General features: G+C 62.8%; 15 protein-coding genes. 3 read left to right on the top strand and 12 right to left on the bottom strand.

What is annotated here, in order from left to right:
• Positions 1-29 precede the first annotated feature (29 nt).
• The 6 genes from trkA to dusB all read right to left on the bottom strand — a co-directional run bounded on the left by trkA (position 30) and on the right by dusB (position 8,850).
• The gene (trkA, locus tag ACSQ3G_RS07480) at positions 30-1,406 is read right to left on the bottom strand and encodes a Trk system potassium transporter TrkA (protein WP_436109554.1); all 1,377 of its coding nucleotides are present in this window, start codon (positions 1,404-1,406) and stop codon (positions 30-32) included.
• Positions 1,407-1,409: 3 nt separating this feature from the next.
• Positions 1,410-2,774 carry a nitrogen assimilation response regulator NtrX gene (gene ntrX / locus ACSQ3G_RS07475; protein ID WP_105401269.1) on the bottom strand — a complete coding sequence of 455 codons (1,365 nt, stop codon included), beginning with the start codon at positions 2,772-2,774 and terminating at the stop codon, positions 1,410-1,412.
• On the bottom strand, positions 2,764-5,037 hold the full coding sequence (locus ACSQ3G_RS07470; protein ID WP_105416317.1) for a sensor histidine kinase NtrY-like: 2,274 nt from the start codon (positions 5,035-5,037) through the stop codon (positions 2,764-2,766). Before ACSQ3G_RS07470 ends, ntrX begins: the two co-directional genes overlap by 11 nt.
• A gap of 221 nt (positions 5,038-5,258) precedes the next feature.
• Complete coding sequence (gene ntrC / locus ACSQ3G_RS07465; RefSeq protein WP_037087225.1) at positions 5,259-6,710, bottom strand: nitrogen regulation protein NR(I); 1,452 nt, start codon at positions 6,708-6,710, stop codon at positions 5,259-5,261.
• On the bottom strand, positions 6,707-7,855 hold the full coding sequence (locus ACSQ3G_RS07460) for a two-component system sensor histidine kinase NtrB (protein WP_046637687.1): 1,149 nt from the start codon (positions 7,853-7,855) through the stop codon (positions 6,707-6,709). Before ACSQ3G_RS07460 ends, ntrC begins: the two co-directional genes overlap by 4 nt.
• The gene (gene dusB, locus ACSQ3G_RS07455) at positions 7,852-8,850 is read right to left on the bottom strand and encodes a tRNA dihydrouridine synthase DusB (protein ID WP_436109553.1); all 999 of its coding nucleotides are present in this window, start codon (positions 8,848-8,850) and stop codon (positions 7,852-7,854) included. Before dusB ends, ACSQ3G_RS07460 begins: the two co-directional genes overlap by 4 nt.
• A gap of 179 nt (positions 8,851-9,029) precedes the next feature.
• Between dusB and ACSQ3G_RS07450 the strand changes: the two genes are divergently transcribed.
• Positions 9,030-10,250 carry a bifunctional 2-C-methyl-D-erythritol 4-phosphate cytidylyltransferase/2-C-methyl-D-erythritol 2,4-cyclodiphosphate synthase gene (locus tag ACSQ3G_RS07450; protein ID WP_436109552.1) on the top strand — a complete coding sequence of 407 codons (1,221 nt, stop codon included), beginning with the start codon at positions 9,030-9,032 and terminating at the stop codon, positions 10,248-10,250.
• On the top strand, positions 10,247-10,750 hold the full coding sequence (locus ACSQ3G_RS07445) for a CinA family protein (RefSeq protein ID WP_436109551.1): 504 nt from the start codon (positions 10,247-10,249) through the stop codon (positions 10,748-10,750). The genes ACSQ3G_RS07450 and ACSQ3G_RS07445 overlap by 4 nt, the downstream gene beginning before the upstream one ends.
• Here ACSQ3G_RS07445 and ACSQ3G_RS07440 read toward each other — a convergent pair.
• A complete protein-coding gene (locus ACSQ3G_RS07440; protein ID WP_436109550.1) occupies positions 10,741-11,208 on the bottom strand; it encodes a type II toxin-antitoxin system RatA family toxin in 468 nt (155 codons plus the stop codon). The two genes, ACSQ3G_RS07445 and ACSQ3G_RS07440, sit on opposite strands and share 10 nt — an antisense overlap.
• 68 nt (positions 11,209-11,276) lie before the next feature.
• A complete protein-coding gene (locus tag ACSQ3G_RS07435) occupies positions 11,277-11,417 on the bottom strand; it encodes a hypothetical protein (protein WP_436109549.1) in 141 nt (46 codons plus the stop codon).
• Between the two features lie 303 nt (positions 11,418-11,720).
• On the opposite strand from ACSQ3G_RS07435, the gene ACSQ3G_RS07430 reads away from it, so the two are divergent.
• Entirely contained in the window at positions 11,721-11,906 is a 186-nt protein-coding gene (locus ACSQ3G_RS07430) for a hypothetical protein (RefSeq protein ID WP_037087239.1), read from the top strand.
• Positions 11,907-11,928: 22 nt separating this feature from the next.
• Here ACSQ3G_RS07430 and lipA read toward each other — a convergent pair whose 3' ends face one another.
• The 4 genes from lipA to ACSQ3G_RS07410 form a co-directional block, all read right to left on the bottom strand.
• A complete protein-coding gene (gene lipA / locus ACSQ3G_RS07425) occupies positions 11,929-12,903 on the bottom strand; it encodes a lipoyl synthase (RefSeq protein ID WP_037087242.1) in 975 nt (324 codons plus the stop codon).
• Between the two features lie 37 nt (positions 12,904-12,940).
• The gene (locus ACSQ3G_RS07420; protein ID WP_037087244.1) at positions 12,941-13,186 is read right to left on the bottom strand and encodes a GlsB/YeaQ/YmgE family stress response membrane protein; all 246 of its coding nucleotides are present in this window, start codon (positions 13,184-13,186) and stop codon (positions 12,941-12,943) included.
• A 74-nt stretch (positions 13,187-13,260) separates the two neighbouring features.
• Positions 13,261-14,706 (bottom strand): dihydrolipoyl dehydrogenase, encoded by a 1,446-nt coding sequence (gene lpdA, locus ACSQ3G_RS07415; RefSeq protein WP_436109548.1) that lies wholly within the window; start codon positions 14,704-14,706, stop codon positions 13,261-13,263.
• Between the two features lie 91 nt (positions 14,707-14,797).
• The gene (locus tag ACSQ3G_RS07410; protein WP_436109547.1) at positions 14,798-15,064 is read right to left on the bottom strand and encodes an HP1242/YdcH family protein; all 267 of its coding nucleotides are present in this window, start codon (positions 15,062-15,064) and stop codon (positions 14,798-14,800) included.
• Positions 15,065-15,148 lie beyond the last annotated feature (84 nt).

Genomic DNA, 15,148 nt, shown 5'->3' with positions numbered 1-15,148 from the left:
ATATCCCCTGCTCTTTTCGGAAATGCTGGTCAGAAATACTGGATGGAGACGCGGAAAAGCTGCTCCACATGACGCACGGCTTCGGCGGTGGCAAAGAGCACGACCCGGTCGCGCGCCTTGATCTTGGTGTCGCCGTTCGGGCGGATGACGGCCTCGCCGCGGTAGATCGCGCCGACACGGATACCGTCCGGAAGGTCGAGTTCGCGGAACGGCCGGCCGACCAGCGGCGAGGTTTCGAGCGCCTCGGCCTCGATAATCTCGGCAGCGCCGTTCTGCACCGCATAGACGGAACGGATGCGGCCCTTGCGGACATGCTGCAGCACGCGCGAGATCGTCACCGCGCGCGGATTGATCTGCGCGTCGATGCCGAGCGCGTCGGTGACCTGATGGAACGAGGTGGAGTTGATCAGCACCAGGTTCGACTTGCAGCCGAGCGATTTCGCCAGGACCGCGCCGAGGATGTTGATCTGGTCGCTGTTGGTGAGGGTTATCATCAGGTCGGTATCCTGGATATCGGCCTGGGTGAGGATATTCTGGTCGAGCGCCGAACCGTGCAGCACGATCGTATTGCGCAGATGCTCGGAGACGATCAGCGCCCGCTCGCGGTCGCTCTCGATGATCTTCAGCCGCGTCCTCGGCTGGTGTTCCTCGATAGTGCGGGCGACGTAATATCCGATATTGCCGCCGCCGGCGATGATGATGCGGCGGGCCTCCTGCTCCTCGTGACCGAACAGGCCGAGCGTGCGGCGGATGTGTTCGCGCTGGCAGATGACGTAGGCGAGATCGCCGACTTCAAGCTGATCGACGGAGCGGGCGACGGTCAGGATCCCATTCCTGAAGATGCCGACCACCGTCGCCATCAGGTCGGGAAAGAGGTCCGAGAGCTGATGCAGGGGCGTGGCGACCACCGGGCAGTCTTCCATGCACTCGATCGCCACCATGGCGATGTGATCGTCGGCGAAGCGGACGACATCGGTGGCACCGGGAAAGGAAATGCGCCGAAGCACCATCTTGCCGACCTCGATCTCCGGCGAGATCGTCACGTCGATCGACATGTTCTGGCGGCTGAAGAGGTCGGCATATTCCGGCTTCAGATAGCTCTGGGCGCGGATGCGGGCGATCTTGGTGGGCACGGAAAACAGGGCGTGCGCCACTTCGCAGGCAACGATGTTGACCTCATCATAGAGGGTCACCGCGATGATCATGTCGGCGTCTTTGGCGCCCGCCTTTTCCAGCACGTCCGGATGAGCGCCGTGGCCGACGTAACCCTTGACGTCGAGCGTCTCGGTGATCGCAGCGATCAGCGTCGCCGAGGTATCGATGACGGAGACGTCATTGTCCTCCTGGGCGAGCCGCTCGGCGATGCCGTAGCCCACCTGTCCCGCGCCGCAGATGATCACCTTCATATGTCAAACACCGAGCGATTTGAGCTTGCGGTGGAGCGCCGAGCGCTCCATGCCGACGAATTCCGCGGTGCGGGAAATGTTGCCTCCAAAACGGTTGATCTGGGCGATCAGGTAGTCGCGCTCGAACATTTCGCGGGCCTCGCGCAGTGGCAGCGTCATGATGTGGTAGTCGCCCTTGGCGGAAACCTTCGGCAACATGTCGCCGAGATCGGTCGGCAGCATGTCGGCGGAAATCGGCGAATCCGGACCGTCGGAACGGGCGAGGATCATCAACCGTTCGATATTGTTGCGCAGCTGGCGGATATTGCCCGGCCAGTCATGGGCCTGGAGGACGGCCATGGCATCCTCGCCGATCTTGCGGGGGCGGATGCCGGCCTGTTCGGAGATCTGGCGCATGAACATGTCGACCAGGAAAGGAATGTCCTCGCGACGCTCGGCCAGCGCCGGCACCTTGACCGGCACGACGGCGAGACGATGGTACAGATCCTCGCGGAACGAACCGTCGGCGATCAGACTTTCGAGATTGTAGGCGGTCGAGGAGATGATGCGGACATCGACCTTGACGCGCTTCGACCCACCGACGCGCTCGAACTGCTGGTCGACCAGCACGCGAAGAATCTTGTTCTGCGTCTCGCGCGGCATTTCGCCGACCTCGTCGAGATAGAGGATACCGCGATGGGCCTCTTCCAGTGCGCCGATCTTGCGGGCCTGGCCCGGAGCACCTTCCGTACCGAACAGTGCCATCTCCATGCGATCGGGCGTGATCGTCGCGGCGTTCAGCGCCACGAACGGACCGGTCACGCGAGACGACCGCTTGTGGATCATCCGCGCCACCAGTTCCTTGCCGGAGCCGGAGGGGCCGAGGATCATCACGCGGCTGTTGGTGGGCGCGACCTTCTCGATCGTCTGGCGAAGCTGCGAGACGGCAACCGACGTGCCGACCAGCTCGGCCGCGTCGCCGGTGCGCTTCTTGAGCTCGGTCACCTCGCGCTTCAGCTTGGAGTTTTCGAGCGCCCGCTCGGCGATCAGGATCAGCCGGTCGGCCTTGAACGGCTTTTCGATGAAGTCGAAGGCGCCGCGCTTGATCGCCGAAACAGCGGTCTCGACATTGCCATGACCGGAGATCATCACCACGGGCAAATCGGGGTGGCGGCTCTTGACCTCGTCGAGCAGCGCCAGGCCGTCGAGCCTGGAGCCCTGCATCCAGATATCCAGGAAAACCAGCCGCGGCACGCGATCGGATATCGCTGCCAGCGCGCTGTCGCTGTCGTGGGCCGTGCGGGTTTCATGACCCTCATCGGACAAAATACCTGAAACGATATCGCGAATATCCGCCTCGTCATCTACGACCAGAATATCAGACGCCATAAGCCAATTCCTTGTTATTATCCGTTCCCGGCACCGCCACCTGTTCCAGATGTGGCAGCAGCACCCTGATCATGGCGCCCTTGCCATGATCGAAATCGGCGGGAGCATCGTGCAGTTCAAGCTGCCCGCCGTGTTCTTCAATGATCTTCTTGACGATGGCGAGCCCCAGACCCGTGCCCTTGTCGCGCATGGTCATGTAGGGCTCGAGGATGCGGTGCCGGTTTTCGGTCGGCAGGCCGCTGCCGTTGTCGATGATGTCGACCACATAGGTGTCGCGCTCCGCGTCGTAGACCGAGCGCACCTTGACCTTGCGGCCGTCGCGCTCCTGATCGCTCGGGACCGCCTCGATCGCCTCGACGGCGTTCTTGATGAGGTTGCCGAAGGCCTGGCCGAGCATGCGTGCATCGAACATGCCCTTCAGCGGCTCGTCGCCAAGTTCGCGGATGAAATCCACATGGGTCGTGCCCATCTCGCGCAGGAAGATCGCGTCGCGCAGGATATCGCGCAGATCGGCCTCCTCCTTGGCGGGTTTCGGCATGCGGGCAAAGGAGGAGAATTCGTCGACCATGCGGCCGATATCGCCGACCTGGCGCACGATCGTATCGGTGCACTGGTCGAAGACGGCGCGGTCGTCCTCGGCGATCTGCTTGCCATAGCGACGCTTGAGGCGTTCGGCCGAAAGCTGGATCGGGGTGAGCGGGTTCTTGATTTCGTGGGCGATGCGGCGGGCAACGTCCGCCCAGGCGGTCGAACGCTGGGCGATGACGAGATCGGTGATATCGTCTAGCGTCACCACATAGCTGTCGTGCGCGGCGCGCTGTTCCTCGCGGGTGACCTGAACCGACAGCGTCCGCTCCTTGCCGCCGCGGATCAGGTTCACCTGCTTGCGGAACTCACCGCGGGCTCTGGTGCGCGCTTCGGTGAGGACGTGGTCAATCTCGGGCGCGACATCCTCAAGCTTCTCACCCATCAGCTGTTCGGCGGGAACGCCAAGGAAATGCTCCGCCGACGGATTGACGATGGTAATGCGGCGGTCTTCCTCGACGCCGATGACGGCGGCGGTGACGCCGGACAGCACCGCCTCGATGAACCGGCGGCGGTCGTCGACTTCATCCTTGGCCTCGAGGATCTCGTCGCGCTGGCTGCGGATCTCCGAAATCATCTTGTTGAACGTGCGCGACAGGCTGCCGACGTCGCCGTCGGCGGCGCGCACCGGCACGACGACATTGAGATTGCCGGTCGCCACGCTGTCGGCGGCGCTGATCAGCAGCCGGATCGGCCGGACGATGCGGTCGGCGACCGCGATCGCCGTCCAGATCGCCGCGAGCAGCACGATCAGCGCGAAGCCGAGATAGAGCACCGCAAAGGCAATCTGCAGCGATGTGCGGCCGGCTTCCATCGCCTGGTATTCGGCGGTGTTCTCCTCCATCAGCCGCATCGCCGAGATGACCTTCGGGTCGACGGCGCGGATCGTATAGAGATAGGAGCCCGGAATGGCGTCGAGCTTGATGACGGCGCCGACGAGGTTGGTGACGCCTGGCGGGATCAGCGTCGGCTGGCCGGCGGCCGCCGTCTTCAGTGCATCCTCCGGGATCGCCGGCAGCGGCTTTTCGGTCTTGATGTCGGCCTGGACGATCGCCTGACCGTCTTCGCGCACCAGGAAGGCTCCGAGCATTCCGCGACCCCGCGCCTGGCGGGTCATCAGGTCCACGAACCCCGTACGGTCGAGATAGAACATCGGCCGGTTGCGCTCGAGGTCGTTCGACATCGACACGGTCTGGCCCTGAAGATAGCTGGCATTCTCGAGCATATAAGCGCGGGCGACGTCCTGGGACGACTGCACGATCGACTGCGTCCGCAGCGAGAACCAGCGGTCAAGGCCGACATTGAGTGTGAGGCTCGCGAAAATCGCCACCAGAACCGCCGGCGTGATTGCCACGATCGAGAACAACACGACGATGCGGACATGCAGGCGGGCGGCGGCACGGCCGCGGTTGCGCGCCTTCACCAACCGGACGATCTCGCGGGCGATCAGATACATCAGGCCGAGGATGAAAAGCGAATTCAGCGCAGCCGAGGCGATCACGACATTGGTGGTCGGGGCGATCGGCGTCAGGCCAAGCAGGATGAACAGCGTCACCGACGCGCAGATCAAGGCTCCGCCGGCGAGCAGAAGGCCGGGGAGCGCAAACGACGCGCGCCGATCCTGCACTGACACCGCTGGCTCGTCTTCGGCCATCGGCGCTGTTACGCCTTCCGTCATCGAATCCACTCCGATCCCCAAAACCCTCGCGGGAGATCGATCCAACCCGGTCAGACCGGGCGAAGCGACAGCCACTTTCCAGAAAAGGGCTGGCCTACCCCCATCGACGGCCGCCACTCCGTCGAGCATTCACCAAACCCTGCGTGACCTTTAAGCAACGCAATGTGGCGAAAATGCAACGATGAGCGGAAGCTGTCAAGCAGTCGGGAACAAACTAACCATCAAGCGCCGCGAGAGCTGCGATAGACCGAGACGCCCAGTTCCCGGATCTTCTTGCGAAGCGTGTTGCGGTTGAGGCCGAGCAGATCGGCCGCCTTGATCTGGTTGCCGCGGGTGGCCGTCAGCGCCGCCAGGATGAGCGGATATTCCAGCTCCGTCAGGACGCGATCGTAGAGACCCGGCGGCGGCAGGTTTTCGCCGAAGCTCGCGAAATAGCTGCGCATGTTTTCTTCCACGGCCTGCGCGATGGTGAGCGAGCCGCTGCGGGTGCCCATCTTGTCGATCGGGCTGTCGGGAACATCCGAGCGCAGCTCCGATTCGATGATCTCGCGGCTGATGACCTCCTGCGGATAAAGCGCCATCAGGCGGCGAACGAGGTTTTCCAGCTCGCGCACGTTGCCCGGCCAGGCATAGGCCTTCATCAGATCCAGCGCCTCGCTGTCGAAACGCTTGGCATCAAGTCCTTCCTTCTCGGCCATCTGCATGAAGTGGCGAACGAGGTCCGGAATGTCCTCGGCACGGTCACGCAAGGGCGGCAGGCGCAACGGCACGACGTTGAGGCGGTAATAGAGGTCCTCGCGGAAGAGGCCCTGGTTGATCAGGTGCTTCAAATCCTTGTTGGTGGCCGCGACGATGCGGACATCGGTGCGGATGGGCGTACGGCCGCCGACGGTCGTGTATTCGCCCTGCTGCAGGACGCGCAGGAGACGCGTCTGGGCGTCCATCGGCATGTCGCCGATCTCGTCGAGGAAAAGGGTTCCGCCCTCGGCCTGCTCGAAGCGGCCGGTGGAGCGGTTCTGGGCGCCGGTAAACGCGCCCTTCTCATGGCCGAAAAGTTCCGATTCGATCAAGTCGCGCGGGATGGCGGCCATGTTGATCGCCACGAACGGACCGTTGCGCCGCTTGCCATAGTCATGGAGCGCGCGGGCGACCAGTTCCTTGCCGGTGCCGGACTCGCCGGTGATCATCAGCGTCAGGTCGGTCTGCATCAGACGGGCCAGCACGCGGTAGATTTCCTGCATGGCGGCGGAACGGCCGACCAGCGGCATGCCGTCCTGCATGTCATCGTCGAGGCGAGCGGGCTTGCGCTTCGGCTCGGCAAGCGCCCGGCCGATGATGGCGATCAGCTCGGTCAGGTCGAACGGTTTCGGCAGGTAGTCGTAGGCACCCTTTTCCGAGGCCTTGATGGCCGTCATGAAGGTGTTCTGGGCGCTCATGACGAGCACCGGGAGCTCGGGCCGCGCCTTCTTGATGCGCGGCAGCAGGTCAAAGGCGTTCTCGTCCGGCATGATCACGTCGGTGACGACGAGATCCCCCTCGCCGGCCGAAATCCAGCGCCACAGGGTGGCGGCATTGGAGGTGATACGTACTTCGTAGCCTGCCCTGGTCAAGGCCTGGTTCAGAACGGTGCGGATGGCCGCGTCGTCGTCGGCGACAAGGATCGTGGCAGTCATTTTACGTTTCCTGTGGAGTTCAAGGCGCGGCCGTCCGTGGCCTCTTCCTTGTGCATGGGCATCAGAACACGGAATATCGTCCGGCGCGCCTGGCTGTCGCATTCGACGATGCCGCCATGGCCGCCGATGATCTTGGCGACGAGCGCCAAGCCCAGGCCGGAGCCGTTCGTCTTCGTGGTGATGAAGGGATCGAAAAGATGCGGCACGAGATCGGTCGGAACGCCCGGTCCGTTGTCGATGACGCAGAATTCGAGCGGCAGGGAGATCTTGTCCCGGGTGCCAGCGACCGAAAGCTTGATACCGGGGCGATAGGCGGTGGTCAGCATGATTTCGCCGTCCGGCTGATCGCCGACGGCTTCGGCCGCATTCTTGATGAGGTTGAGGAAGACCTGCACCAGCTGGTCGCGGTTGGCAAAGACCGGCGGCAGCGACGGGTCGTACATTTCGGAGATCTTGATCTTGCGGGCAAAGCCGGCCTTGGCGACCGCCTTCACGTGATCGAGCACCGAATGGATGTTGAGGGCTATGCGATCGACCGGCCGTTCGTCGGAGAAGACTTCCATGCGATCGACCAGCGAGACGATGCGGTCGGTCTCGTCGCAGATCAGCTGGGTCAGCGCCCGGTCGTCGTCGGGAACGACGCTTTCCAGAAGCTGGGCGGCGCCGCGGATGCCCGAGAGCGGGTTCTTGATCTCGTGGGCGAGCATGGAGGCCAAACCCGTCACCGAACGCGCGGCTGCGCGATGGGTGAGCTGGCGGTCGATCTTGTCCGCCATGGACCGCTCCTGGAAGACGACGACCACCGAGCCCGGTTCGCTGACCACGGGTGCGACATAGAGATCGACCAGCTTGTCCTGGCCGAGGCGCGGCGAAGACAGGTCGACACGGTATTCGTTGACGGGCGCTTTACGCTCGCGCACCTGGTCGATCAGGGCGAGAAGCGGGCTGCCGAACGGGATGAAGGTGGAGATCTTGTTCTTGGCGAGATGGGGAGCGCTGGCGCCGAAGAAGGCCTCCGCCTCCCAGTTCGCGAACGCGACCTTGCCCACCGCATCGACCAATATCACCGGGTTCTGCACCGAGTTGAGGACAGCCATGGCGAGCGCGTTGCCAATCGTGGCATCCTGCGCCGGGGACTTGCTCATGCGGCCTCCTTCTGAGCGTCGACGGGCTGGCCGCCGAGCGCTGCAATCATCCGGCGCGAAACATCGGCCGGGTCTTTCGAAATCATGATGGCGGCCTTTTCTGTAGCGGGCAGGTCTGCCGCATAGCGGTCGAGATACCAGCCGAGCTGTTTTCGCGCATGGCGGAGGCCGGCCTCGCGGCCGTAGAGTTCCAGCATCGCCTCGTAATGTTCGATGACCAGATCGGCGATTTCGGCCTGCGACGGCGCGGCGTGGCCGGCGAGCCAGCCGACATGCCAGGGCCGTCCCTGGGCGCCGCGGCCGACCATGACCGCATCGGCACCGGAGCGCGCCAGGATAGCTTGGGCGTCCTCGGACGATTCGACGTCGCCATTGGCGATCAGCGGGATGGAGATCGCGTCGCGCACCTGGCGGATCGCATCCCAGTCCGCCCTGCCCTCGTAGAACTGCATGCGGGTGCGGCCGTGGATGGTCACCAGTTGGATGCCCGCCTGTTCCGCACGGCGGGCGATCTCAGGCGCATTGATGGAATTCTCGTCCCAGCCGAGCCGCATCTTCAGCGTCACCGGCACGCTGACGGCGTTGACCGTCGCTTCGATCATGGAGAGCGCATGATCCGGATCGCGCATCAGCGCCGAGCCCGAATAACCGCCCGTCACCTTCTTGGCCGGACACCCCATGTTGATGTCGATGATATCGGCGCCGTTGTCGGCAGCGATTTTCGCGGCTTGCGCCATCGGCTGCGCCTCGCGGCCGGCGAGCTGCACCATGTGCGGCGAAATCCCGGCGCCCTTCAGCCGCGCCCATGATTCGCCGCGGTTGAGAATGAGTTCACCGCTGGCGACCATTTCCGTCACGACGAGCCCGGCGCCATAGCGCCAGGCAAGCCGCCGGAACGGCAGATCGGTGACGCCGGACATCGGCGCCAGGACGACGCGATTGCGAATGGCGACAGGCCCGATCTGAAAAGGCTTGGCAAGATCTTGAAAACTCAAATGATGATCTTTCGGGCAGGTGAGATTGTTGCACTATTTTTATTCAGGTCTCGGGCGTTTGCCAAGAGCAATTCCGGAACTGCGTTATTTTTGAGCGGCATGCTGGAATTCAGGCTTTTGGTCCTATAGTTCTGCGCCTGTCAATCCAAAACGAATTACGGGTCGGGGACGACAAAGCCATGACAATCGATCCCAAGACAATCGGTATCGTTATCGTCGCCGCGGGCCGCGGGGAACGGGCCGGTTCCCCTGAGGACGGCCCCAAACAGTACCGGCGGATCGGAAGCAAGCCGGTCATCGCCCATACGCTGGAGCGGTTTCTGACCTGGCCCCGCAGCGGCCCGATCGTCGTCGTCATCCATCCGGACGACGAGGCGTTGTTCGCGGCGGCAACCGTTGGCGTCAAGGGAGCGGCCGGGCTGATCACCACGTTCGGCGGGGAAACACGGCAGCGCTCGGTCTATGAAGGCCTGCGCGCCCTGTCCGGCACCGAGGCGACCCACGTAATGATCCACGATGCGGCGCGGCCCTTTATCGACCACGGCCTGCTCGAGCGGGTGGCGCAGGCGCTCGACGAGGGGCAGGACGGCGTGCTGCCGGCCGTTCCGGTCAGTGACACGCTGAAACGCGGCGGTCCAGACGGCCTGGTGCACGAAACCGTACCGCGCGCCGGGCTTTATGCCGCGCAGACGCCGCAGAGCTTTGTTCTCTCCGAAATCCGCACCGCCCATGAAAAGGCGGCGGCACTGCGCCGCGAGGATTTCACCGACGACGCCTCGATCGCCGAATGGGCCGGCCTGCCGGTGACGCTGGTGGAAGGATCGATCGACAATATCAAACTCACCGTGAAGCGGGATATCGCCATGGCCGACGAAAAGCTCTCGCAGACCGGGTCTTCGACCACCCTCCCCGATGTTCGCACCGGCAACGGTTACGACGTGCACCAGCTGGAACCCGGCGACGGGGTGACCCTCTGCGGCGTGTTCATTCCGCACGACCAGAAGCTCTGCGGCCACTCGGATGCCGACGTCGCGCTGCATGCCCTGACCGATGCGCTGCTCGCGACCTGCGGCGCCGGCGATATCGGCGACCATTTTCCGCCGTCCGACATACAGTGGCGCGGTGCGCCGTCAAAGATCTTCCTCGACCATGCGGCAAAGATCGTCCGCGAACGTGGCGGCACGATCATGAACGCCGATATTTCGCTGATCGCCGAAGCGCCGAAGATCGCCCCGCACCGCCAGGAGATGCGCGAAACCCTCTCCGAGATTCTCGGCATTTCGATCGACCGCTGCTCGGTCAAGGCGACCACCAACGAGAAGATCGGTTTCATCGGCCGCCGCGAGGGCATCGCCGCGATCGCCACGGCGACCGTCGTTTACCGCGGAGACGCCGCGTGATCCTGTTTCCCGCCGATATCGAGGACCAGGCCCGACAGATCGTTGCCGATTTCGCGGCGCGCGGAAAAATGGTCGCGACCGCCGAATCCTGCACAGGCGGGCTGATCGCCGGGGCGCTGACGGAGATTTCCGGATCGTCCGCCGTCGTCGATCGCGGTTTCGTCACCTACACGAACGAGGCGAAGGTGGACATGCTCGGGGTGGCGGAGACCGCGCTCGCGACGCATGGCGCGGTGTCGAAGGAAACGGCGCTGCAGATGGTGCATGGTGCGCTCTATCGCTCGCAGGCGAGCGTCGCGGTTGCGGTGACCGGCATTGCCGGTCCCGGCGGCGGATCGGCGGAAAAGCCGGTCGGCCTGGTGCATCTGGCTGCGAAAAGCCGCTTGGGCAAAATCCTGCACCGGGAAATGCGGTACGGCGATATCGGCCGCACGGAGATCAGGCTTGCGACGGTGCGCACCGCGCTCGCGATGCTGATCGAAGTGACCGCTCAGGCGTAGATCTTGTCGGCCCGGGTCTCGAAGGCTTCGGCGAACATGCGGAAGGCGCGGTCGAACATCGAGCCCATCAGGGCGCCCAGGATCATGCTCTTGAACTCATAATCGATGTAGAAATGGACGATGCACCCGTCTGGGCCGGCATTCGGAGAACCGCCCGCTACCGGCTCGAAGCTCCAGCGGTTGTCGAGGTATTTAAACGGCCCCTCGATATATTTCACGTCGATGATCCGCTCGGCCGGGTTGAGCAGCACCTGGGTGGTGAAGGTTTCCCGGATCGCCTTGTAGCCGACCGTCATGTCGGCCACGAGAAGCGTCTTGCCGTCACGCTCCTTGGAGGAACGTACGGTCAGCGCTTCGCAGAGCGGCAGGAATTGCGGATATTTTTCGATATCGGCAACGAGCGCGTACATCTTTTCAGCGCTGTGCTTGACGGGACGGCGGATTTCGAACTTTGGCATGATCCCGAGTTAAGCGTCCGCTCCGATAAGATCAAGAAGCTCGCGCATCCCGGACCTCGATTTCAACATCAGAACCGGCTTTCCGGCCGCATGCGCTGCCAAACCCGCAAGCACGCGCGGACCATAAAGCGATCGGCCTCGGGGATCTTGTCTGCCGCTTCGGCAATTCCCACGTAACGGATCGCATTCACGCCGGATTCCATATCCATCATGCTCTCCCGTGAATCAGGCTTTCAGTATCGTGACTGGCGGTAACTTCCGATGACGACAGGAGGATTTCAATGTCAAACAGACGGCGCTATAGAGATCGCCGAATGCGATTGTGACAGAGCTTTGACACGGACGTCTGAGGGACCGATTCAACCACCGGTCATTTGTTGATGTCAGATGGCATTCAGATTAATAAGATTTAATGTAGCATCCATCCGGTTGTAGTGATCCAGAGTCGCAAGCGTGCGTACATTTGGTATAATCAACCGACAGCAGACCGGGCGCAGCCGAAAGAGGCATCCATGGACGATTTCTCGCAGATGATAAAGCTGCTCGAATCCGCAAAGCAGCTTGCAGACATGAACCAGCTCCCCATGCTCGTCTATCTCATTGAAATGGCTAAGGCCGAAGCGCGCGGCCACAGGTTCACGCTGCGCGAACGAAGACGCGGCCAGGACAAGAGCGAAAAGATCCAGGCAGCCGAATAAGAGCCTGGAACCGGCTGCCGCCCTACTCGGCGGCGGCCAGGACCTTCCTCTCGCGCGCAGCCTTGAGGCGAGCGAAATCGTCGCCGGCGTGATGCGAAGACCGGGTCAGCGGGCTGGACGACACCATCAGGAAACCCTTGGAATAGGCCACAGTCTCGTAGGACTTGAACTCCTCCGGCGTGACGAAGCTTTCTACCTTGTGGTGCTTTCGGGTCGGCTGCAGATACTGGCCGATCGTCAGGAAATCGACGTCGGCAGTGCGCAGATCGTCCATCAGCTGCAGCACTTCGTTGCGCTCCTCGCCGAGCCCCACCATGATGCCCGACTTGGTGAACATGGTCGGATCCAGCTCCTTCACCCGCTGCAGCAGCCGGACGGAGTGGAAATAGCGGGCGCCGGGGCGCACCGTCAGATAGTTGCCCGGTACGGTTTCCATATTGTGGTTGAACACATCCGGCTTGGCGGCGACGACGCGCTCCAGCGCGCCGGGTTTCTTGAGGAAGTCGGGCGTCAGGATCTCGATCGTCGTTGCCGGCGACGCGGCACGGATCGCCCAGATCACCTTCTCGAAATGCTCGGCGCCGCCGTCTGCGAGGTCATCGCGGTCGACGGAGGTGATGACCACATGGGAGAGACCCATCTGCTTGACGGCCTTGGCGACGTTTTCGGGCTCTTCCATATCGAGCGCGTTCGGCTTGCCGGTCGCCACGTTGCAGAAGGCGCAGGCGCGGGTGCAGATCTCGCCCATGATCATGAAGGTGGCGTGCTTCTTGTCCCAGCACTCGCCGATATTGGGGCAGCCCGCTTCCTCGCAGACCGTCACCAGCTTGTTTTCCTTCACGATCGCGCGGGTTTCCTGGTAACCCTTGGAAACCGGGGCACGAACGCGGATCCATTCCGGCTTGCGCATGATCTCGGTATCGGGACGATGCGCCTTTTCCGGATGACGGACGCGCTTTTCATCGCCGGATGCGATCGTGTCGAGAATGGTGACCATAGATACCTGCTTTCAACCGCTTGGAGCGCGGCTACCGTCAGCGCCTGACGAGTTTGGCGATAAATAGCAAAATGCAGGAGCCGATGAAACCCGCAACCAGGTAACCCAGCCATCCGTCTGCAACATGGATGTTGAACCTGTTGAAGATGCCGTTGGCGAGCACCGCACCGACAATGCCGATGACGATGTTCATGAAAATGCCGAAGCGGACATCCATCAGCTTGCCGGCGAGCCAACCCGCCAGGCCGCCGATGATGATCGCCGCAATCCAACCTACCTGCATGTTACGCTCCCGTTCCAGACACACTCATATGGGCGATGCCCTGCCGTGGAACAATCCCCGGCGGAGCGATCTCGTCAGGCATTCAGCGCCCGGCCATACGCATCCAGCACGCTTTCCTTCATCGTTTCGGAAATGGTCGGATGCGGGAAGATCGTGTGCATCAGCTCCTCTTCCGTCGTCTCCAGGTTCATGGCGACGACGAAGCCCTGGATCAGTTCGGTGACTTCGGCACCGACCATGTGGGCGCCGATCAGCTCGCCGGTTTGTCTGTCGAAGATGGTCTTGACGAGGCCCTGGTCCTCGCCGAGAGCGATCGCCTTGCCGTTGGCGACGAACGGGAAGCGGCCGACGCGGATGTCGCGGCCCTGCTCCTTCGCCTTGGCTTCAGTGAGGCCGACAGAAGCGACCTGCGGATGGCAATAGGTGCAGCCCGGGATTTTCAGCTTGTCCATCGGGTGAACGTTGGGCAGGCCGGCGATCTTCTCGACGCAGATGACCGCTTCGTGTTCGGCCTTGTGGGCGAGCAGCGGCGGGCCGGCGACGTCGCCGATCGCATAGAGGCCGGGCACGTTGGTCTTGCCATAACCGTCGATGACGATGAAACCGCGGTCGGTCTTCACGCCGACCGCCTCAAGGCCGATGCCTTCGATATTGGCCTGGACACCGACGGCCGAGATCATCCGGTCGGCGGTAATTTCCTGCGTCTTGCCGTCCTTGAGCTCGATCGTCGCGGTCACCGAGCTGGCACCCTTCACGACCTTGGCGACCTTGGCTTCGAGCAGGATCTTCATGCCCTGGCGCTCGAACTGCTTCTTGGCAAGCGCCGAGATGTCCGCGTCCTCGACCGGCATGACCTGGCTCATGATCTCGACGACGGTGACCTCGACGCCCATGGTGCGGTAGAAGCTGGCGAACTCGATGCCGATGGCGCCCGAGCCCATGACCAGCAGCGACTTCGGCATCTCTTCCGGCTTCATCGCCTCGAAATAGGTCCAGATCAGCTTGCCATCCGGCTCGATGCCCGGCAGCGCGCGCGGGCGGGCGCCTGTCGCAATGATGATGTGCTTGGCGGTATAGGCGCCCTCGCCCAGCGTATTCTTCGGGATGGGGCCCTGCGGCTGGACAACCGGTTTGGTCGACTTACCGACAACGATTTCACCGGGCTTGGTGATCCTCGCCTCGCCCCAGATGATATCGACCTTGTTCTTCTTGAACAGGAAACCGACGCCGTTGTTCATGCGGTGCGCGATGCCGCGCGAACGGTCGACGATCGCCTTGACGTCCGGCTTGATCGTGCCTTCCAGCGTCAGGCCGTAGTCCTTCGCATGGCTCGCGGTGTGCATGACGTCGGCCGAGCGCAGCAGCGCCTTGGTCGGAATGCAGCCCCAGTTGGAGCAGATGCCGGCGAGGTGCTCGCGCTCGACGACGGCGACCTTCAACCCGAGCTGGGATGCCCGGATGGCGGCGATGTAGCCGCCCGGACCGGAACCGATAACGATGACGTCGTAAGCATTGGCCATAGGCGCTTCACTCCTTGGTTTGAGCGGGCACGGGATAGACCGCAGGCCCTGCTTTTGTTTCTTCGGGAGCGAAGCGCCGGCCTTTCCGGTGTCAGGCGCCGGTCTCTTCGACGACCGGTTCCACCCGCGTCAGCATCCCGTGTATCTCGTCCTTCAGGGCCAGCCGCCGCTTGCGCAGCTCGACCATGCGGATATCGTCGCATGGTTCCATTCCTGTCTCGGCCTTGTGGACCTCGTGGTTCACATCCTCGTATTCACTGCAAATCCGGTGAAAATGCCCGTCCGTTTCGCGCAGGTGGCGCATCTGGACGAGATATTCCGGAAACTCTTCCGCAAGATGGTGTGGTGTGCTCGACATTTCTATCACTCCATGCTGATGACATGGAGAGGTAGAACCCACCCCTTCCCGCTACTCCTTGACCCTCGTCAACCGCCTCACACT

It is taken from the genome of Neorhizobium tomejilense (assembly GCF_964254135.1).
In the GTDB taxonomy this organism is placed as follows: domain Bacteria; phylum Pseudomonadota; class Alphaproteobacteria; order Rhizobiales; family Rhizobiaceae; genus Neorhizobium; species Neorhizobium tomejilense.
The sequence above is the reverse complement of the archived record's forward strand: the minus strand, read 5'-3'. Positions and strand labels throughout refer to the sequence as shown.